We start from the raw sequence: 21,371 nt of genomic DNA, 5'->3' as shown, positions 1-21,371 counted from the left end.
CTTATCACTCATCACTTATAACTCATCACTTATCACTCATCACTTATAACTCATCCCTCACTCCTCTATCTTCACCATAGAAATTATCATATCCTCAAATGTTTATAATTTCGTAAATTTGCCGCATGGTAAAAATAGGCAATATAGAACTGCCGGAATTTCCGCTTTTGCTGGCTCCGATGGAAGATGTAAGTGATCCTCCATTCAGACGCCTGTGCAAGATGCATGGCGCGGATCTGATGTATTCAGAATTTATTTCTTCTGAAGGCTTGATCCGTGATGCAATGAAAAGCCGCAAGAAGCTGGATATTTTCGATTATGAAAGACCGGTTGGAATTCAGATCTTTGGTGGTGATGAAGAAGCAATGGCAATGTCTGCAAGAATTGTGGAGACTGTGAATCCGGATCTGGTTGACATTAATTTCGGATGTCCTGTAAAGAAAGTAGTATGTAAAGGAGCAGGCGCAGGAGTTCTGAAAGATATTGATCTTATGGTACGCCTTACCAAAGCTGTGGTAACCTCTACTCATCTTCCTGTAACTGTGAAAACCCGTTTGGGATGGGACAGCACCAGCATTAATATTGATGAAGTGGCGGAACGTTTACAGGAGACGGGTATCAAAGCTTTAACCATACATGCAAGAACCCGCGCGCAAATGTACAAGGGTGAAGCCGATTGGGAACATATTTCAAGAATTAAGCAGAATCCGAACATTGAGATTCCTATTTTTGGAAACGGAGATATCGATTCTCCTGAAAAAGCACTTGAATACAAACAGAAATATGCATGCGACGGAATTATGATCGGCCGTGCAGCCATTGGATATCCATGGATTTTTAATGAGATCAAACATTTTTTCAAAACCGGGGAACATCTTCCTGAACCGGTTATTGCAGACCGCTTACTGGCTGTTCGTCAGCATGCGGAATGGAGTGCAGAATGGAAAGGTGAAAAACTGGGGCTTATTGAAATGAGACAGCATTACAGCAATTATTTCCGTGGCGTTCCTCATTTTAAAGAGTTCAGAAAAAAATTCCTGGAAGTGTATACTTTGGAAGAAATGGATGCTTTAATTAAAGAAACACAGCAGTTCTACGAAGAATATCTGGCACAGCAGGCTTAGAATATCTTTGTACCTGTCTACATAAAAAAACCATCAGAATCCTGATGGTTTTTATGTTTTAATATCCTTCTGATGAGGATCCGTTTTTAATGAGTGCCAGTGCGGAAGAAGTTCCGATTCTTTTCACTCCCATGCTGATCATTTTCTCAGCGTCTTCCGGGGTTCTTACGCCTCCGGCTGCTTTTACAGGAAGTTTCCCTGCGTGATCCAGCATGATCCTGATGCCTTCAAATGTGGCTCCGTTTGGTTTTCCACCTTCGGTTTGATAAAAGCCTGTAGAAGATTTTACAAAAATATGGGGAAAGTCGGTTTCAGAGAAGTTCTCTTCTGCCCAGCTTGCGATATTTTTGGTAAGATCTGCTATCTGTCCGTCTGTGAGTGCAGCAATTTCAATGATCCATTTTACCACTTTATTATGCTTAAGACCAAGCTGCGTGCATTTCACAAATTCTTCTTTTACCAACTCAAGATCTCCTTTGAGATAGGCATTGTAATTAATCACAAAATCCAGTTCATCGGCTCCGTCTTCAATTGCTTTTGAGGCTTCCGCAAGCTTCTCGTCAATCGTATAGGTTCCTTCATGAAAACCTATTACGGTACCTACCGCAACATTTGAATTTCTTTCCTGAATATACTTTTTAATATCAGCTACATAATCCGGACGGATCATCACAGCAAAAATAGCATTGTCTATAGCTTCCTGTGCAAGATCTTTATCTAATTGTAATGTTTCTTCGTTTGAGATTCCTGACTGTGCAGGGGTTTTCAAATAGGTTGAATCCAAATATTGGGCAATGTTCATAATCGTTATACTTTCAGTTGTCTGTAAATACCTTGTTCCAAAGATATGAAAGTTTCGGTTCTTGTTACCCCTTTAAACTTCTGAAGTTTGTTAAGAATCTGCATCAGATGGTCATTATCCTTGCACAGAACTTTCAGGAAGATGGTATAGTTTCCTGTTGTATAATGGGCTTCCACCACCTCGTTCACATCATGCAGAGATTTTACAACGTCCGGATAATGACTGGGCTGGTCCAAAAATACCCCGATATACGAAATAACCTTATACCCGATTTTTTTAGGGTTAAGAAAAGAAATAGAGTTCTCGATAACTCCGGCGTGTTCCAGTTTTTTGATTCTTTGGTGTACAGCTGTTGTGGAAATTCCTACATTTTTTGAAATGTGGGCCAGCGAAGTTTTCGCGTTATCCATAAGCATGTAAATGATCTCTTTGTCAATTGAATCTAAATGATAACTTGTGTTGCTTGAATTTTTCATTTTCTACTTTTTTATTATTTATGTTTTTGTTTCTTTAAATTTTACAAAAACCGGAAAGTGGTCGCTATATCCGCCCAAGTACCGTGTACCGGCATAGGTTCGGAAGGGTCGTCCTTCAAAATTTCTTGCCCGGCTGCTTATTTTTTCAGAATTAAAAATCTGTGCATTCTGAAATACCAGCGTATCATTGCCAAAAAGAGATTCTGACATGATAATCTGATCATAAAGCAGACCTGACTTATAATGAAAAGTAGAATAATTTCTTGTTGAAAACAACTCTAGAAAAGGGTTTACCAAGACCTTCCCATGATCGTTGTCGTAGAGAATTTTTACTAATTTTTCATCATCTGGGTTTTCGTTAAAATCACCACACAATATAACATGTTCCTTTTCGTCATGCACAATTTTCAGGATCCGTGACCGGATCTCATTAAGAATAAAGTCTCTTTTGGGCTCATTAATGTCTTTTTCTCGCTTGGAGGGAAGATGGGCGATAAAAACATTAATAACAGTTCCTTTATATTTAATTTTAGAAAATAGTACGTCTCTGGTTGTGTCGTAATTTTCTGTGTTTTTTTTATTTATAATTTCAAAGAAAAAAGTAATAGTTTCTGAGTCTATAACCTCTACTTTGGATTTATCATACAGCAGGGCAACATCCACTTTTCTTTCATCCATAGAATTGTAATGCACAATTCCGTATTCTGAATTAAAAGGTTCCATTTCTACCAGATCTTCCAGTACTTTCCTTCCGGAAACTTCAGACAGACCTATTAAAAACGGAAGAACGCCGTTTTCCTCCTTCATCAATTGAAAGACGTGTGAAATTTTAAATAGCTTATTTCTGTATCTTTTCTCATCCCAGTTTCTCAGGCCCGATCTCGTAGGATCTAATCTGTGAACAGGTTTAGGATCAGGTAAAAATAAATTTTCGACATTGTAAAAAGAGAACATCTCCATCTGCAAAATTGCTATCTTAAAATTATCACTTTCTTTTCCGTTGTAAATTTATTATTTTTTTTCAAATGTCGTTAATTTATTTATAATATTTTTATATTAATCTTATACAATAAATGTAACTTATGAATAAAAAACATCAACAGAAAAGCTTTTTTATGGTTAAATAATTAACTTTTCGAAGTTTTCAAATCAATTAAAAAAAACAAAAGAGCAGTTATTTTTTTAATTTGAAAGAATAAATCTACAAAAAATCAAACAATAAACTAATATTTTTAATTTATTTAAACTTTTTAATCAACTTTTATTCCACTGTTTTCTCAACTTTACAAAAATGTGAAAAAAAAGCGCAGGATTAGTAGATTTCGCTTATCATTTTTAAAGTAAATCCGGACGTCTCTCTTGTGTGATTCTTACTGCTTCTTCATGACGCCATTCTTCAATTTGGGCAAAATTCCCGCTTAAAAGGATCTTTGGAACCTCTAAACCTTTATAAATTTCAGGCCGTGTATAAATAGGCGGCGACAGAAGATCGTCCTGAAAGCTGTCGGTCAGCGCACTCTGTTCGTCATTTAGAACACCCGGAACCAGCCTTATAATAGAGTCTGCCAGCACACATGCCGCCAGCTCACCTCCCGTAAGAACATAATCCCCGATTGAAATCTCTTTGGTGATATGAAGATCACGAACCCTTTGGTCGATACCTTTGTAATGCCCGCACAAAAAGATCAGGTTATTTTTTATCGAAAGAGAATTGGCAATTTTCTGGTTCAGGGTAACACCGTCCGGCGTCAGATAGATCACCTCATCATAATCTCTTTGAGCCTTCAGTTCGGAAATACATTTATCCAGAGGCTCTATCATCATCACCATTCCTGCTCCGCCTCCATAAGGCTCATCATCTATCTGTCTGTGCTTATTGATGGCCCAGTCTCTCAGGTGGTGGAAATGAACTTCTACGATCCCTTTATCCATAGCTCTTCTTAAAATAGAAGTCTGAAACGGGCTTTCCATCAGTTCCGGAAGCACGCTTATAATATCAATTCTCATTGTACTGTACTGTTTTTCTTATTAGGCGAAATAATTAATCTCAGGGAAGAATCTTTGTTGAAATAGCTCCACATCCAGTTGAAAAAGACGGCCAGCTTATTTCTCACACTCAAAATGAGCATCAGGTGCAGAAACATCCAGAAATACCACGCCAGGAATCCCTGGAACTTGATAAACGGAAGATCTACCACAGCTCTGTGTTTTCCGATGGTTGCCAGTGAACCCTGGTCTTTGTACTCATACTCCACCCAGTCACTCACATTCTTCTTCAGGAAATTTTTCCCTAAATTTTTCGCCTGATTAATGGCTACGTTGGCTACCTGCGGATGTCCCTGCGGATACTTGGGAGTTTCCATATAGGCAATATCCCCAACTGCATAAATATTATCGTAACCTTTTATTTTATTAAATCTATCTACTATATATCTGTTTCTGACTAACTTTTCTTCGGGAAATCCGGCTACTACATTTCCTGTAACTCCGGCTGCCCAGATCACATTATTGGAAGGAATTGATTTCCCGCTTTTCATGTGTACTTTATCGCCATCATATTCCGTAACCACTTCCCCGCTCATGAAAGTAACGCCGAGATCTTTCAAATATTTTTCAGACTGCTCCTGCGCCTCACTGCTCATCACGGCAAGAGGCTTTTCTGTAGAGCTTACCAGAATAATTTTAAGCTGGTCAAAATTCATGTAGGGATAATCTCTCGGAAGAATCTCCTTTTTCATTTCGGCAAAAGCTCCGGCCAGCTCCACACCCGTTGGTCCGCTTCCTACAATAACGATATTCCAGTTCCCGTCATCACTTCTGCTTTTTTCAAGGATCAGTTTTTCAAAGGTCATCAGTACATGATTTCTGATGCCTATCGCCTCCTGGGTATTTTTCATCCCGAAAGCTCTTGATTCAAGATCTTTATTGCCGAAAAAATTCGTTTTACATCCTGTCGCAATGATCAGTTTGTCATAGGTAAATTCAGCTCCGTCTGTGATCACTTTATTGTTCACCGGATCAATTTCTTTAACCTCGGTAAGGCGGAACTGGGTATTTCTGGATTGCTGAAAAATCTTACGGAAAGGGAAAGAAATATTGGAAGGTTCTATCCTCCCGCAGGCCACCTGATAAAAAAGCGGCTGAAACATGTGATGATTCACCCGGTCCAGAACCATTACTTTTTTATTCTTGTTATTCAATGTTTTTGCAAGTTGCAGTCCCGCAAATCCTCCTCCTATAATAATGATTTTTTCGCGTGTTTCCATAATACACAAATTTACTGATTTTATTTAGCATTTAGTAGTGAAATAAGTTAGTTTTGCAAAACTTTATGACACCGAAAAAGTACACCAAAAAAACTGCCAAAAAGGTACACGAAACCCGCCGGAAGAATTATTTTTTCCGCAGAAAAGTGATATTGGCTGTTTTGGTTCTGGCTTTAATAGGAACCGGCTTTTATCTGAAACAGTCGATCAGCTATTATTACGCCCTTTACTTTAATAAATTCAGTCATAAAAAGCTTCATAACAGCGAAATAGAATCGGCAAGAATTCAGAAAATCCTTACCGCTAATCTCGACAAAACTTACGGATTTGATGTCTCTCATTATCAGAACAGGGAAGACATCAAATGGGACAGTCTGAGCATCGGAAATAAAACCATTCCGCTTGAATTTGTCGTGATGCGCGCTACGATGGGAAACCGCAGTGCCGATAAACATTTTGATGAATTCTGGACGAAGGCCCAAAAGCATAATCTCATCCGCGGAGCTTATCATTTTTACCGGGCTGATGAAGATCCTGTCATCCAGGCCAATAATTTTTTAGCGAATGTAAAGCTGGAAAGCGGCGATCTCCCGCCTATTTTAGATATAGAAAAAATTCCCAAGCGGAAAACCAATAAAAAACTGATCGAAGATCTTAAAATATGGTGCAAAATTGTAGAGGAAACTTACGGCGAAAAGCCAATCATCTACACGTACTACCATTATTACAAAGATTTTCTGAAAGGAGAATTCGACGATTATCCGCTCTGGCTGGCCAATTATAATGATGTCCCTTCCCCTACTCCCAATGATCACTGGGATTTCTGGCAGTTTACGGAAAACGGCATCGTTCATGGCATCAACACCAAGGTAGATCTTGATATTTACAATGGAAATTCGTGGTCATTGAAAAGGCTGACGTTGGATTAGAAGGCAGGAAGAGGGAAGCTGGATGATGGAAGTTATGAAATCCTAAATAATGACCTCTCCCGGATTTACAAATTACTCTCCCCTTACCTATTTTACTTTTAAAATTCATTTGATAATTTCATGAAATGACTACTAGAAATTAATAGTCTGCGATATCTCCCAGCCTCCATCTTCCCTCTTCCTTTCCAAAATTATTTCTCCAAAAACTTCACAATATCAGCATTCAGCTCATCTGCTTTCTCGAAGGGAATCATGTGGGATGCATCTTTGTAGATCTTAAGCTCACTATTAGGAATTTGCTTCGCCATCATTTCGGTGTGATCCTGTTTAATAACATCTTTATCTCCTGCAATCACCAATACCGGGCTTTTGATCTTCCCAAGGTCTTTTTTAGTGAGATGCGGCTCATTCAGCATGATTTTCACCAGTCTTTTTTCATCAAATTTCTTTGGATCATTCTGAACCTGAAGCACCAGCAGCTGATTTTTCATGTGGGAAGCAAGCCTTTCATCAACACCTTCAGGAAAAGCATTGGCTCCGATGGCTATGACTTTATTGCAGTTTTCAGGGTATTTCAAAGCGAATTCAAGTCCTGTGATCCCGCCGTCGCTCCAGCCTGCAATATTTATTTTTTTGAATCCCAGTTTGTCTGCAAGGGCTTTTATATCCTCAGCAAACATCGTGTATGTAAAATCTTTTCTGGAAGTATCGGTGCTTTTGCCCTGTCCTCTGGTATCTACAGCAATCACTTTGAACTTTTTGGAAAGAACCGGGATCTGCTGATAAAAATCCTGTATGCTTCCGGAATTTCCGTGAAGAAGAAAAAGCGGATCGCCTTCTCCATACACTTCGTAGTACAGTTTCGTATTTTTTAGCGGGAGATAAGCTCCTGAAGCATCATTCTTTCCGTAGATGGAATTGCCGGATTCTATCTGATACTGCGACATATCGGGAATGAGGCCTTCAAGATCATCTCCTGAAGCCGCTGTTTCATCTTTGATATTCTTTGCACTTTTATCCACTTTCACATCGATATTAATAGCTGGTGCGGCCAGTGAGATCTTTTCCCAATCACTATAAAACTTTCTCAGAAATCCGGTTCTGAAAAGTGCTGCACTGATGGTAATCCTTCCTTCAAATTCTTTCAGAAACTGAATTCCGATAAAGAATTTTCCCTGCACCCAGATATTGTGATCATTTACATCCAGGGTATAGGTTCCGTCTTTGATCATATCCTGCGTAAGTTCTACCGTGATTTCTTCATCCAGAATATTTTTGTCAGGAAAACCATTTTTCTCACTGTAAATACTGTACCGCATCAGCACTGGTCTGTCGGAGGTATAGCTTGCAATATTCAGGTTGATATTTTTGATCTTGGACCTTTTGCTGGCATTAAATTCCAGTGCGGTTTCACCCAGAAAATCTTCTTTTTTGAACTTCGGATTTACAGAATACAGAACACTTTTTGTTTTGGTATTCACGCCCCAGTTTTTATCCACCAGCTTTTTAACTTTAATGCTGACTTCTTTGATATTTTTAGTTTTCTCGTTTAAAAATACCTGCTGTTTATCCTGTTTTCTGAAATTCTGTACGGTTTCAGCATATGGCTCATAACCGGGAACTTCTATTTTGATTTTGCGTGAAGCATCGAACCCGGAAAGATCAATAGAAAAATGGCCTTTATCATCAGAAACTGTTCCGATATTTTCTTTTTCTACACCAATCTTTACGTAAGGTACCGGCTGGTTTTCATTTCTGGACATCACCGTTCCGGAAATGATCTGTGCATTAAAGGAAGAAACTGCTAAAAGAAGCAATAAAGCATTGAGTTTTTTCATAGTATAAGTTTGGTGCAAAATTCTTTATTTTCCCCTTTCCATACTCACAATGCCTTATTAAAATTTAAAACGGTTTAGTTAAATTTATTCTAAAAAATCACCCTTTTGTGACCCTAATTCTAAAAAACTGATAATCTTTTTTTAGAGAATATTCATGACCTCTTTCCAGGAATGGACTCTTTTGTAGTTTTCATTTTCTATCAGCTCGTTGTGCGGCTGGGTAAAAATTAATTTTTCGCCTGCAAAATGATCCAGATTTTTAGGATAATCATCAATCATGACATCCCCGTGAACTACTTTTTTGCTGCCACACAGAACAATCTGCTCCCAGCTGATAAAAGGAAAATGCTCTGCCAGCCAGTCGAATTTTTCTCTTAAGCTGTTGGGGAATTCCATTCCTGCAGAAACGATGTAGAGTTCATATTTGTTGTTAATGTATTCCAATGCTTCACGGCTTCCTTCCATTACCGGAAGTGTTCTGAAAAAACCTACTTCATTAACGTGTTTTTTACCATTGGGAAATGATTCCAATTCAGGAAGCCCTTTTAGATTGCTGATTTCTATTTCTTTTCCTGAATCCCTTTTTTCAAACTGCATAAGCTGATGGTAGACGTCTGCCATTACCCCGTCCATATCTACAATGACTTTTTTCATTTTCTTAAATCTGATTTAGTATTATTTTAAATAAAGCGAAATGCTCTTTCAAATTTACTTAATCTCTTTTCAAAAATCCAGCGCGGAAGTATTAAATAAATCTTAAAAAGGGAGGAATGGAAGCTGGAAGAGGGAGGATGGAAGTTACTTTTGTCGTCAATTTTGATACTTATCTTTAATATTAGACGAATTCGTGTTAAAAAAATTAATAAAACCCTGCAGAAATTCCCGGTAGCTTCCATTTTTAAACTTGCTGACAAATTGAATTCTGTAAAACTTTCTAGTTACATTTTCGTACTTTTGCCGCTCAATATAAAATCAATATCAAACCATTACATTCCAATGAATTACGTTTCTGTCGAAAATCTTACTAAATCTTATGGCATCAAAGTTTTGTTCGAAAACATTTCCTTCCACGTCAATGAAGGTGACAAAATAGCCATTGTTGCCAAAAACGGAAGCGGAAAGTCTACCCTTCTTAAAATATTAATGGGGAAAGAAATTGCAGACAGCGGGACTGTAAATATTAACAAGGACATCCAGGTGGTTTTATTTGACCAGGAAATTGAGTTTGATTCTGATCTGACCATTGATGAATTTATGATGACTCTGGATTCTGCCCCTATTCAGGCGCTTAAAAATTATCACAAATCATTACTTTCTACAGATTATGATTTCATTGAAAAAGCTTTGGCTGAAATGGAAATTCACAAAGCATGGGATCTGGAGAATGATATGAAACAGATTCTTTCTCAGCTGAAAATTACGGATCTGGAGGCCAAAATGGGAACTCTTTCCGGAGGGCAGATCAAACGTGTGGCTTTGGCCAAATTACTGACCGAAACCAGAGCAGAACACCGTCACACTCTCCTGATCATGGATGAGCCTACCAACCACCTTGATGTGGAAATGGTAGAATGGCTGGAAAGTTATCTGAGTAAGGCAAAAATTACATTAATCCTGGTTACTCACGACAGGTATTTCCTGGATGCTGTTTGTGGAATTATCTGGGAAATGGAGGATAAAAACCTGTACTTCCATAACGGTTCTTACGCGACTTATCTTGAAAATAAAATGATTCGTGAAGACAATATGAATTCCACCATCGACAAAGCCAATAATCTTTACAGAAAAGAACTGGAGTGGATGAGAAGACAGCCTAAAGCGAGAACTACAAAATCAAAATCCAGACAGGACGACTTTTACGAAACTGAAAAAATAGCGAAAACCGATACGAGAAAAGAATCTCTGGAACTCGATTTCGAAATGAAAAGGCTTGGAAACAAAATTCTGGAGCTTAGAGATATTTCCAAAAGTTATGGTGATAAATTATTATTGAAAAATTTCAGCTATCAGTTTCAGAGAGGCGAGAAAATAGGAATTGTAGGAAAAAACGGTGCCGGAAAATCTACTTTACTGAACATTATTCAGGGGCTTGAACCCAAAGATTCCGGAGAAATTGAAACCGGAGAAACAATCAAATTCGGATATTTTTCACAAAAAGGACTGAAATATAAAGAAGATGAAAGAGTGATTGATTTCATTAAAGAAATTTCCGAGAATTTTCCTTTAGCTAATGGGAAAACGATCTCCGCATCGCAGTTCCTTAGATTATTCTTATTTGATGATCAGACGCAATATTCACCTATTTCAAAACTTTCGGGTGGTGAAAAAAGAAGACTGCACCTGATGTATATCCTGTATCAGAATCCTAACTTCCTGATCTTTGATGAGCCTACCAACGACCTGGATCTTCCTACACTGACTGTACTGGAAAATTTCTTACTGAATTTCCAGGGAAGTTTGATTATTGTTTCTCACGACAGGTATTTTATGGACAGAATTATCGACCATGTTTTAGCTTTTGAAGGCGAAGGAAAAATCAGAGATTTTACAGGAACTTTCTCAGAATACAGAGAAGCGAAAAGTCGTGAGGATGCATTGGAAAAAAATACAGTATCCAAACCGGAGCCTGTAAAAGAAATTGCTGCGGCAACACCGGAGATTTCTCAACCTGCTGCACCCAAAAGAAAAATGTCTTTCAAGGAACAAAGGGAACTGGAAACCATAGAAAAAGAAATGCCTGAACTTGAGCAAAAGCGTTCCAAAATCATGGATCAGCTCAATAATGAAACAGAATACGAGAAAGTAGCCCAACTTTCCGCAGAACTGGAAACCATTTCTGAAAAGCTGGAGGAATATGAGATGAGATGGCTGGAGCTTCAGGAAATTTAAATGAGTGAAGAATGAAAAGTTAAGAGTGAAAAATTGTGAGTTCCGGAATCCGGTTTATATTGTATACCAAAAATTATGATTTTTCACTCTTAACTCTTAACTCTTAACTCTTAACTTACAAATCCACTATTCTACCTCCTTTTGAGCTTTCCAGTGAGGCATCAATGATCTTCATATTCTGAACCACTTCCCTTCCCTGAGATGGCAGCGCATATCCGAAAACAATATATTCGTAGATCTGCTGATAGTAATCCATATAATTTCCGTGTTCGCTGGCTGTAAGGATTCTTTCTGTTTCTGAGTTTTCATTTAAGACATTTAGAATTCCGTCGGTTCCTTTTAAGGGTTCAGTCCATTCGTTTCCATAAACGGGTAATGCTCCGGCCACCAGTTCGTTTTCCTGATTATCGGTTCTTTCCTGCAGGAAGCTTCCTTTTTCTCCGTGAACGGCATAAGCATAATGAGCTTCTTTCGTGAAAACGGAAGATTTTAGCCTTACTCTCAGATGATCCTTATAATAAAGAAGAATCTCAAAATAATCATTGGCATATTCTTCTCCTTTCATGGAAAATACGTCTGCAAAAAGTTTTTCAGGATACCCAAAATACTGTACCGCCTGATCCACAAGATGGGCACCGAGATCGTGCAGTGAGCCGGAACCTGTCTGCTGCGGATCTTCTTTATGCTGCTTTCCGCTTGGGGTGGTTCGGAATCTGTCGAAACGAATCTCTGCTTCTTTAATATTCCCCAGTTTTCCGTCATTCAGGATTTTATGAACCTGTAAAAAGTCGCGGTCAAATCTTCTGTTCTGATAAACACTTACGAATAAGCCTTTTTCTTCTGCCAGATTCACAAGCTGTTCCGCTTCGGAAACAGTTACTGTAAAGGGTTTTTCAACAATGATATTTTTTCCGGCTTCTAGTGCCATTTTCGCATATTCATAATGGGTCTGCACCGGGGTGTTGATGATGACCAGTTCTATATCTGCATTCTGAAGCATTTCTTCTACGGAGCGGTAAATCGTAGCTTCAGGATATTTCTCTTTAGATTCTTCTTTGCTTCTTTCTACTACAGCAGCCATAAAAAATCCGGGATGTTCTTTCAAAAACGGCGCATGAAAGACTTTTCCGCTCATTCCAAAGGCACAAAGCCCTGCTTTTACCAATTGCATATGTATAATTTTTAAACAAATATATTCAATAATCCTCAGTTTAGCAGTCTGTAAGAAGAACTGGTATTTTTACGACATCTTCAAATGATGATAAAAATCATTTTATTATTTTTATTAATTCTAAATTAAACCCTTCTAAATTCTTATTTTTGCCGCTATTTAAAACTGTTCTACATAAAAATAAGAAATGAAAAAACAACTAGCTTCTTTAGGATTTTTATTGACGGCCATATCTTTAGGTGCCCAGATGAAAAACCTTGAAACCGATACCATCAGGTCTCAAACCATTGAAGACATTAACCTTCACAAAACAGGAAACCCCAACCAGGCAAGAACATTATCTACGAAGTCTGCCCTTACAGTAATGGAAAATCCTCAGGCCATCTCAATCGTAACCCACGAAATTATTGAGCAGCAACAGGCAAAACAGCTGAGCGATGTTCTTCAGAATGTAAACGGTATGTATGTGACATCTTCCAGAGGAAATTCTCAGGACAGTTTTGGAGGCCGTGGTTTTATTTTGGGGAATGATAACATCTTTAAAAACGGATCGAGAATCAACAGTGGTGTTTTTCCTGAAGTAAGCGGTTTGGAAAGAGTTGAGGTATTGAAAGGAGCTAATGCTATGCTTTACGGAAATACTGCAGCAGGAGGAATCATCAATATGATCACCAAAAAACCTAAATTTAATTTCGGGGGAAGCGTGGGTCTTAATGGTGGAAGCTGGAATTCTTACAAACCTACAGTAGATATTTACGGACCTCTGTCCAAAAATATAGCATTCAGAATAAATGGAGCTTATGAATATGCTGAAAGTTTCAGAGATGTTGTAGAATCTGAGAAATATTATTTTAACCCTTCATTCTTATTTAATTTAAGCCCAAAATCACAGTTGATTGTGGAAGCGGATTATCTGAAGAACAATTTTACTCCGGATTTCGGGATAGGATCTTTCACCAATCCGGACAAAAGCTATTCTATGAACAATTTACTTCCAAGAAATGCTTTCCTCGGCACCGACTGGCAGTATCAGAACGTAGAACAATTGTCTACTAATATTACGTTCAACCATCAGTTCAACGAAAAATGGTCTTTGAATGCAACTGCTTCTTATCAAAACTATACAAAGGATTATTTTTCAACGGAAAGAGTACAATGGGAATACGCAGCAGGCAACCGACTGGTCTGGAAAAGACCTTTAAACAGAACTTATAACGAACAAAACTACACTTCGTTCCAAGCTAATATCAATGGTGAGTTTAACACCGGAAATATCAGTCACAAGATTTTAATAGGAGCAGACGGCGATTACGGCCTGGCTGATTCCTACACTTATTATGATCCTACCATCGCTGATCCTAAAAAAGCGGCCTATGGAACTTCTTATCTGTTTGGTACCAACGGAAATCCTAACGGACTTGTTTATCTGGATGATCCGTCTACATGGGCAGGAGGAAGTATGCCAACTTCTGAACGCGCAGCAAGGCTTGAACGCACAAGAATTCCTACTCAGAGAATAGGAGTTTATGCTCAGGATTTCATCAGCATTTCCAAGCAGTTTAAGGTTCTGGCCGGATTGAGATGGTCTTACGTAGAAAACAAAAGCACAAGAAAAGAAAACTTCAGGGACAATACTACTCCTTACGTACCGTTTTCAAGCTCTTCAGATATGGCTATATCACCGAAAGCCGGTATTGTCTATATGCCTAATGATAACCTATCTGTATTTGCAACCTATACCAATTCATTCTCAAATAATGTAGGTTTAGACAGAGAAGATCAATCGCTTAAGCCAACCTATATTGACCAATATGAAATCGGGGCAAAGAAAAATTTATGGAATAATGCCTTGGCAATTAACCTTACGGTATACCAGATTCTTTACAAAAATTATTACCAGGTTGCCTTAAATGATGCCGGATTACAAATAGATCCTAATGGACTTTTAAAAGATTTTGCAGGAAAAATGCGAAGCCGCGGGGTGGAATTGGATATCACAGGAAATCCTAATGAAAACTTATCTATTATAGGTGGTTTCTCATATAATAATTCCGTTTATCTTGATACTCCTGAAAAATTTGGATACGTAGAAGAGCAGAGACTTGTACGAACTCCGGCTACCACTGCCAATGCTTCAGTGTTCTATAAATTCACCCGTTTTGCAAAAGGACTGAAAATAGGTGCCGGAGCGTACTATATCGGTAACCGTATAGCAGGATGGAATGATACAAAAACAGGAAGCAACAGTTTAGCGGCAAGAAATGGAGTAAGCAGAATGTTCGAATTAAAAGATTACACCACAGTAACCGTTTCTGTAGGCTACGAGTGGAAAAAATTCTCTATCCAGGGGAGAGTGGGTAACTTATTCGATGTCGTTAACTATAATGTACACGAAAATTATTCTGTAAACCCTATTACTCCGAGAAACTATTATTTCACTCTGACGTACAAACTTTAGAATTAAAGACCGGAATAATTTCATCAATCAAAGGGAAATTGCATTTTTGCAGTTTCCTTTTTTAAATTAAACAAAACAATATGATATGGATAAGATCAAGGACACAAGAAGTTTTATGAGAATTACGCACCGCTATCTCGGTTATTTTCTGGCAGGAATCATGGCCGTGTATTCACTGAGCGGCATACTGCTCGTTTACAGGGATACGGATTTTCTTAAAAAGGAAAAGAAATATGATAAAACGGTAGCTCTTCACCTTTCAGAAAAAGAATTGGGTAAAGAACTGAAAATTAAAAATTTTGAAGTGGAGAAAACAGAAGGGAATATTCTGTTTTTTAAGCAGGGAACTTATGATGCCGCATCAGGTAAGGCTGTATATTCGAAAAAAGAACTTCCTTTCGTGCTGGACAAGATGGTGAAACTGCACAAATCCCAGTCAAAGGATACATTATCACCTCTGAACACGTTTTTCGGGATCTGTTTATTTTTCTTTGTGATTTCAAGTTTCTGGATGTTTAATCCTAAAACAAAAGCTTTTAAAAGAGGAATCAAATTCACCATTGCAGGGCTTATTATAGCGGTGATTCTCCTTTTCGTTTAAATTACGTTATCATTAAAATAATGACCAAATAATTCACATTTTCATCATACTGAAATTAACACAAATTCTGAGTTTTTATCTTAAATTAAGAAGTCTGGCACATTTCTTGTCTTTTCTTTAATCTACAAATGATAACATTTAATTATTAAAATAATAAATTATGAAAAAACTAATTTTTGCAGGAATATTAGCAGCAACAGGTTTGACTGCAACAGCTAACGCTCAGATTCAAAAAGGTAACTGGCTGGTAGGAAGCAGCCTTTTAACAAGTAATTTCGGTTTAAATACTGGTGGAGGATATAGTATTGCTATTCAGCCTAAAGGTGCTTATTTTATAGAAGACAATGTTGCAGTGGGTGGATATGTTAATTTAGGAATCAGTAAAGTAACTAACGGAAGCCCGACAAGATTTGATTATGCAGTAGGTGGATTAGGCCGTTATTATCTATCCCCGGGAGAAAAAGGAGTTGACAATTTATTGAATCACGGACGTTGGTTCTTTGAAGGTAACGTAGGTATCGGTGGATCGTCCGTTGAAAACGGTAATTCTACAACAGGTCTTGACTTTGGTGTAGGTCCTGGTTACTCTTACTTCATCACTCCGAACATCGGTTTAGAAGGACTTGTTAAGTATCAGGGTCAAACCGGATTTGGTAGCGAAGGTCTGAATTCAAATATTACTTTTAACGTAGGATTCAGTATTTATTTACCGACTTCAAAAGCTAAGGAAGTAGCGAACGATGTAAGAAATTAATCATCTTACTTACCGAATATAAAAAATTGAAATCGCCCCGAAATATTTTTTCGGGGCGATTTTCGTACAAATTAAAACTAAACTATAAAAAATCAAATAAATCATGTATTGGGTTGGGGCGTATATCTCAGATACGGCTTTATTTCTGTCACTCCTTTCGGAAATATCTTCCTGGCATCTTCCGTAGAAATAACCGGAGGCACAATCACATCATCGCCATGTTGCCAGTTGACAGGAGTGGCTACAGTATATGAATCAACCAATTGAAGAGAATCCAGCACCCTGAGGATCTCATTAAAATTTCTTCCCGTAGAAGCAGGATAGGTAATGATAAGCCTTACTTTTTTATCAGGGTCAATAATTAACAGGGAGCGTACAGTAGCGGTTGCAGAGGCATTCGGATGGATAAAATCATACAGCTCCGAAATTTTTCTGTCTTTGTCTGCAATAATAGGAAACTGCACATCCGTATTCTGGGTCTCGTTGATATCCTTAATCCAGCTCTGATGATCTTCTACTCCATCTACACTTAAAGCAATCACTTTGGTTCCTCTTTGATCAAATTCAGATTTCAGTTTTGAGGTATAACCCAGCTCCGTAGTGCATACCGGCGTATAATCTGCAGGATGAGAGAAAAGAATTCCCCAGGAATCACCCAGGAATTCATGAAATTTAATATCACCCAAAGACGTCTCAGCCTTAAAGTCCGGTGCAGTATCTCCTAGTTTAATTGACATAATATTCTGATTTGTTAGTCTACAAATTTAGTAGACTTTTTGAAACTGGCAAAATTTTTGATGAAAATTTATATCTTTAATCAAATTTTTTTTCATGCAGAACATTGAACACAGCTATGTAGACGTTATTTACAGGGTTTTGGAAAGCTGGTATATGAGGTTTGCCGAGCTTACCCCAAAACTTATTGTCGGAATTCTGGTATTTTCCTTTTTCCTTATCTCCAGCAAATATCTTAGTTTAGGGGCCGTAAAATTATTCCACAAATTCTTCCCGAAAAGCAAAAAAGAAGGTTCTCTGGTTACTCTGATAGGCGTTTTCAGATTCCTAATCATGATGATGGGGAGTTTTATTGCCCTTGAAATTATGGGCTTCAGTGGTTTTCTCTGGAAATTTATCGGAAGTTTAGGGGTAGCCGGGGTTATTGCCGGGGTGGCTTTGAAGGATCTGGTATCAAGTATTTTTTCAGGAATGCTGATCGGAATCGATAAGGCTTTTAAAGTCGGCGATTATATTACCATTGGGAATCATTCCGGAACGGTTCAGGAAATAGGATTTTTAACCACAAAAATTATTACGGATGACGGGAAAAAAGCTTACATCCCGAATCAGGTGATTTTCAATGCTCCTTTTTATAATATTACAGCATCACCACAGCGCAGAATTATTTTAAATTTTGAAATTCCTGCTGATGAAGATATTGCGAAAGCCCAGAAAGGAATGCTGGATGTGATTAAAAATCTTGACAATGTAGACCGTCTGGATACTTCAGAAGTTATTTTCACGGATTTAAAGCAGGGTAATTTCAATCTTCAGGCTAAATTCTGGATGAAGGTAGGCGCCAACATCGTTCAGCTGAAAAGCGAGGCTTATCTGAAGATCAAGGAACGTCTGGATGCGGATAATATACAGTTGGTAACGCCTACAAGCATCAGTATTACCAATGGGGAAAGTCTTCCTGCCGAGAATCAGGACAAATAAAATATCAACCGCTTTTCATAAGCGGTTTTTTTATGCTTTAAATTATTTATTCTGGTTGAATTTCAGGCTGTCTTTCTGAGGCATTTTGGCAACGGAATCATTCCGGAGCACAGGCGCGCCCAAAATATAATCGTCATTTTTAGGAATAGAATCTTCTTCAATCTTGGCCTCCCCAATGACAGCATGATCTTTCTCTTTTGGTTTTGCACTGCCTACCAAAAATAGAACCAGAGAAAACGCAGCCAGTGTCATTCTGCTGTTCTGAAAATTCCGGGGAATATATTTTAAAAACCTGCTTTTCAGTTTCTCAGATTTTTCAACGTCTTTATCCAGTTGATAACTAAAAAATCTGCCGCAAATATCTTCATCCCGCTTCTCTTTGAAAACAGATTCAATTTCTTCAGATTTTTTTTCTGTAAAATCAATCACACATTTGCTGCAGACAGAACAAAACTTTCCCTGCTCATGAGAAGCCATTGTTTCCCAGATTTCTGAACAAGGGTTGGGAATATATATTTTTTTCATCAGATTCCATTTTGATTTTTAAATATAAAAAAACCGCTCCAAAAAATGGAACGGTTTCTCAATTTATTTAAAAGTTCAGCTTACGCTAAAACTTCTTTTACTTTGTTTGCAGCTTCTTCCAAAGTAATTGCAGAATGTACAGGAAGACCTGAATCGTCAATTAATTGTTTAGCTTCTACAGCGTTAGTTCCCTGTAATCTTACGATCAATGGAACCGGAAGGCTACCCATTGCTCTGTAAGCGTCTACAACTCCCTGAGCTACTCTGTCACATCTTACGATACCTCCGAAGATGTTGATCAGGATCGCTTTTACGTTAGGATCTCTAAGGATGATTCCGAAAGCAGTCTGTACTCTCTGAGCATCAGCAGTACCTCCTACGTCAAGGAAGTTAGCCGGGTTACCACCGGATAATTTAATGATATCCATTGTTGCCATTGCAAGACCAGCTCCGTTTACCATACAGGCAACATTACCGTCAAGTTTTACGAAGTTAAGACCTGCTTCACCAGCTTCTACATCCATTGGATCTTCTTCTCTTGTATCTCTAAGCTCAGCTAAGTCTTTGTGACGGAACAATGAGTTGTCATCCAAAGTTACTTTAGCATCTACTGCGATAATTTTGTTATCAGAAGTTTTCAACACAGGGTTGATCTCGAAAAGAGAAGCATCAATTCCTGTATAAGCATTGTAAAGAGATGCAATGAATTTTGTGAATTCTTTGAAAGCATTTCCTTCAAGACCTAGGTTGAAAGCAATTTTTCTAGCCTGGAATCCCTGAAGACCTAAAGCAGGATCAATGATTTCTTTGTGGATCAAATGAGGCGTTACTTCAGCTACATGCTCGATATCCATACCTCCTTCAGTAGAATATACGATGGTATTTTTACCTTCAGCTCTGTCTAAAAGAATAGAAACATAAAATTCTTTAGTTTCAGATTCTCCAGGATAATAAACATCTTCTGCAACCAAAACAGAGTGTACTTTTTTACCTTCAGCAGAAGTTTGTGGAGTTACCAACTGCATTCCGATAATGTTTTGAGCGTTTTCTTTAAGTTTATCCATGTTTGGAGAGAACTTTACACCGCCACCTTTACCACGTCCACCTGCGTGAATCTGTGCTTTTACTACCCAAGCCTGAGCTCCGGTTTCAGCAGTCAATTTTTCAGCAGCTGCTACAGCTTCGTCTACGTTATTCGCTACGAAACCACGTTGGATAGCTACTCCATACTTTGATAAAATCTCTTTTGATTGATACTCGTGAAGATTCATATTATTTTTATTATTTTATTTTAAAATTTAAAGGTTGACAAATTTACTAAAAAGACATGGAAGTTCAAGTTTATTGGCTTAAAAATTAAAGTGGAAGAAACTTGATTTTTAACATGTCTGCGAAATTTGCTTTATTCTTCGGACAATTTTTCGGACTGTGAACCGATGAACGGAATTTTCGGAGCCAGGAAATAGCCTGTTAAACTCGCAAAAAGTATAGGAACGAAATACGTAAAACCGGTTAAAGTTCCCAGAATAATGGTTGTACTCATTGGAGTTCTTGTCACACAGGCATTAATGGCAGCCATACAGCTTACGATAGCCAGCGTGGTATCAACCGTAGGAAACAAGTGATGTATAATTAATCCTAACGTAGTTCCCACAAAAAACAGCGGAATGATGAAACCTCCCCTCCATCCTGAAGTTACCGTCACAGCAATGGCTATGATTTTAAAAACAAGGATGACGATTAAAAAGTTCAGGGCAAAATTCCCGTTAATCAGCTCATTAATTTCATGGTGTCCGAAGTATCTGGTAAGCGGAAAATAATAGGCGATAATTCCCAGAATAATTCCTCCCGTCAGTGTTTTTACATAAATCGGAAAAGATCTGTATTCAAAAACTTTTTTGAAAAACTTCACCACGAATATAAAGATCCATCCGAAAATAGTGGCCACTACCCCAAATAAAAAGGCGTAGATAAAATCATACACTCCTGAATAATGATAAGCTTTCAGATCCCATGTTGCTCCAATCCCCAGATGAATGATCAGCGCAAACATCACATAACTGAAACAGCTCGCTACCAAAGCAGGAATAATGGCTTTATAATATTCCACCGCATGCTTGTGATGCAGGATTTCCAGTGAAAAGAGACTTCCTCCAAGCGGTGCTCCAAACAAAGCTGTGAAACCTGAAGCCATCCCCGCAATACTCAAAGAACGCAGTTCCTCTCCTTTAAGCCTGAAAATTTTTCCCAGCCAGGTTCCCGTAGATCCCGTAACCTGAACCAAAGGCGCTTCCGGACCGAGACTTCCTCCCGATGCCACACAAAACAGTGAGGAAAGAATCATGGAAGGATTATTTTTAGGCTCTAATTTTCCTTTGTTAAATCTGATATTATTAACAATCAAATGAATTTCCCCGGGATCTCCGATAAAATGAATGACCAATCCCGCCATCAGACCGCAGATTGCCATAGTAGGAATCACCATCCAGCCCTGAAAAGCACTCAGAAATTCAGTAAAATGTTCCAGTACGATCCAGTAACCGCCCGCAATAGCTCCACCTACAAGACCGGTGAATGCCCACATGAAAAAAGTACGGCTGAATACAAAAGGATTGAATCTTATAGGCTGATCCAGAAGATTGAATGTTTTTATGAGCCTCCTTCTTCTATTGATTTTCATTTGAATTGATTTTAATTACGGCTATAATTCTGTATATTAATTTCTGGCATTGCCGAATATTAATGCCATTACAAAGCTTATGCTTAGAAAACACAAATATCACAAATGAATTCACAAATATCACTACTGAATGACAGCAGCA

General features: G+C 38.1%; 19 protein-coding genes. 7 read left to right on the top strand and 12 right to left on the bottom strand.

What is annotated here, in order from left to right; genetic code table 11:
* Nucleotides 1-125: 125 nt before the first annotated feature.
* Nucleotides 126-1,124, top strand: a complete 999-nt coding sequence (dusB, locus tag JET18_RS01900) for a tRNA dihydrouridine synthase DusB (protein ID WP_202088910.1) — start codon at nt 126-128, stop codon at nt 1,122-1,124.
* 58 nt (nt 1,125-1,182) lie between these two features.
* Here the strand turns inward: dusB and deoC are convergent, their stop codons facing one another.
* From deoC to JET18_RS01875, 5 genes are all read right to left on the bottom strand, one after another.
* Nucleotides 1,183-1,929: a deoxyribose-phosphate aldolase gene (gene deoC, locus JET18_RS01895; RefSeq protein ID WP_202090667.1), complete on the bottom strand. Its 747-nt coding sequence runs from the start codon at nt 1,927-1,929 to the stop codon at nt 1,183-1,185.
* A 2-nt stretch (nt 1,930-1,931) separates the two neighbouring features.
* Complete coding sequence (locus tag JET18_RS01890) at nt 1,932-2,402, bottom strand: Lrp/AsnC ligand binding domain-containing protein (RefSeq protein WP_034723648.1); 471 nt, start codon at nt 2,400-2,402, stop codon at nt 1,932-1,934.
* 18 nt (nt 2,403-2,420) lie between these two features.
* The gene (locus tag JET18_RS01885) at nt 2,421-3,362 is read right to left on the bottom strand and encodes an endonuclease/exonuclease/phosphatase family protein (RefSeq protein ID WP_202088909.1); all 942 of its coding nucleotides are present in this window, start codon (nt 3,360-3,362) and stop codon (nt 2,421-2,423) included.
* Nucleotides 3,363-3,737: 375 nt separating this feature from the next.
* The gene (gene trmD / locus JET18_RS01880) at nt 3,738-4,409 is read right to left on the bottom strand and encodes a tRNA (guanosine(37)-N1)-methyltransferase TrmD (protein ID WP_202088908.1); all 672 of its coding nucleotides are present in this window, start codon (nt 4,407-4,409) and stop codon (nt 3,738-3,740) included.
* A complete protein-coding gene (locus tag JET18_RS01875) occupies nt 4,406-5,668 on the bottom strand; it encodes an NAD(P)/FAD-dependent oxidoreductase (RefSeq protein ID WP_202088907.1) in 1,263 nt (420 codons plus the stop codon). Before JET18_RS01875 ends, trmD begins: the two co-directional genes overlap by 4 nt.
* 65 nt (nt 5,669-5,733) lie before the next feature.
* On the opposite strand from JET18_RS01875, the gene JET18_RS01870 reads away from it, so the two are divergent.
* On the top strand, nt 5,734-6,597 hold the full coding sequence (locus JET18_RS01870) for a glycoside hydrolase family 25 protein (protein WP_202088906.1): 864 nt from the start codon (nt 5,734-5,736) through the stop codon (nt 6,595-6,597).
* 191 nt (nt 6,598-6,788) lie between these two features.
* Here JET18_RS01870 and JET18_RS01865 read toward each other — a convergent pair whose 3' ends face one another.
* Together JET18_RS01865 and JET18_RS01860 are read right to left on the bottom strand one after the other, a co-directional pair.
* Nucleotides 6,789-8,435 carry an alpha/beta fold hydrolase gene (locus JET18_RS01865; RefSeq protein ID WP_202088904.1) on the bottom strand — a complete coding sequence of 549 codons (1,647 nt, stop codon included), beginning with the start codon at nt 8,433-8,435 and terminating at the stop codon, nt 6,789-6,791.
* A gap of 141 nt (nt 8,436-8,576) precedes the next feature.
* Nucleotides 8,577-9,089 (bottom strand): 5' nucleotidase, NT5C type, encoded by a 513-nt coding sequence (locus tag JET18_RS01860; protein WP_202088902.1) that lies wholly within the window; start codon nt 9,087-9,089, stop codon nt 8,577-8,579.
* 342 nt (nt 9,090-9,431) lie between these two features.
* Here JET18_RS01860 and JET18_RS01855 point away from each other — a divergent pair, with 342 nt between their 5' ends.
* Nucleotides 9,432-11,324: an ABC-F family ATP-binding cassette domain-containing protein gene (locus tag JET18_RS01855; RefSeq protein WP_202088900.1), complete on the top strand. Its 1,893-nt coding sequence runs from the start codon at nt 9,432-9,434 to the stop codon at nt 11,322-11,324.
* 115 nt (nt 11,325-11,439) lie between these two features.
* Here JET18_RS01855 and JET18_RS01850 read toward each other — a convergent pair whose 3' ends face one another.
* A complete protein-coding gene (locus JET18_RS01850) occupies nt 11,440-12,495 on the bottom strand; it encodes a Gfo/Idh/MocA family oxidoreductase (RefSeq protein WP_202088899.1) in 1,056 nt (351 codons plus the stop codon).
* A 187-nt stretch (nt 12,496-12,682) separates the two neighbouring features.
* Between JET18_RS01850 and JET18_RS01845 the strand changes: the two genes are divergently transcribed.
* From JET18_RS01845 to JET18_RS01835, 3 genes are all read left to right on the top strand, one after another.
* Nucleotides 12,683-14,953, top strand: coding sequence for a TonB-dependent siderophore receptor (locus JET18_RS01845; RefSeq protein WP_202088897.1), 2,271 nt, complete (start codon nt 12,683-12,685; stop codon nt 14,951-14,953).
* Between the two features lie 85 nt (nt 14,954-15,038).
* Nucleotides 15,039-15,554 (top strand): hypothetical protein, encoded by a 516-nt coding sequence (locus JET18_RS01840; protein ID WP_202088895.1) that lies wholly within the window; start codon nt 15,039-15,041, stop codon nt 15,552-15,554.
* Between the two features lie 160 nt (nt 15,555-15,714).
* Nucleotides 15,715-16,308 carry a hypothetical protein gene (locus JET18_RS01835; protein ID WP_202088893.1) on the top strand — a complete coding sequence of 198 codons (594 nt, stop codon included), beginning with the start codon at nt 15,715-15,717 and terminating at the stop codon, nt 16,306-16,308.
* A gap of 101 nt (nt 16,309-16,409) precedes the next feature.
* Here JET18_RS01835 and JET18_RS01830 read toward each other — a convergent pair whose 3' ends face one another.
* Entirely contained in the window at nt 16,410-17,045 is a 636-nt protein-coding gene (locus tag JET18_RS01830; RefSeq protein WP_202088892.1) for a peroxiredoxin, read from the bottom strand.
* A gap of 94 nt (nt 17,046-17,139) precedes the next feature.
* On the opposite strand from JET18_RS01830, the gene JET18_RS01825 reads away from it, so the two are divergent.
* Nucleotides 17,140-18,024 (top strand): mechanosensitive ion channel family protein, encoded by an 885-nt coding sequence (locus JET18_RS01825; RefSeq protein ID WP_202088890.1) that lies wholly within the window; start codon nt 17,140-17,142, stop codon nt 18,022-18,024.
* A 42-nt stretch (nt 18,025-18,066) separates the two neighbouring features.
* Here the strand turns inward: JET18_RS01825 and JET18_RS01820 are convergent, their stop codons facing one another.
* From JET18_RS01820 to JET18_RS01810, 3 genes are all read right to left on the bottom strand, one after another.
* Entirely contained in the window at nt 18,067-18,549 is a 483-nt protein-coding gene (locus JET18_RS01820; RefSeq protein WP_202088882.1) for a hypothetical protein, read from the bottom strand.
* 80 nt (nt 18,550-18,629) lie between these two features.
* Entirely contained in the window at nt 18,630-19,820 is a 1,191-nt protein-coding gene (gene sucC / locus JET18_RS01815) for an ADP-forming succinate--CoA ligase subunit beta (RefSeq protein ID WP_202088880.1), read from the bottom strand.
* Between the two features lie 131 nt (nt 19,821-19,951).
* Complete coding sequence (locus JET18_RS01810) at nt 19,952-21,229, bottom strand: chloride channel protein (RefSeq protein WP_202088878.1); 1,278 nt, start codon at nt 21,227-21,229, stop codon at nt 19,952-19,954.
* Nucleotides 21,230-21,371 lie beyond the last annotated feature (142 nt).

The organism is Chryseobacterium endalhagicum (genome assembly GCF_016745235.1).
In the GTDB taxonomy this organism is placed as follows: Bacteria; Bacteroidota; Bacteroidia; order Flavobacteriales; family Weeksellaceae; genus Chryseobacterium; species Chryseobacterium endalhagicum.
Note: the sequence above shows the minus strand (reverse complement) of the source record. Positions and strands in the feature narration are given on the sequence as shown.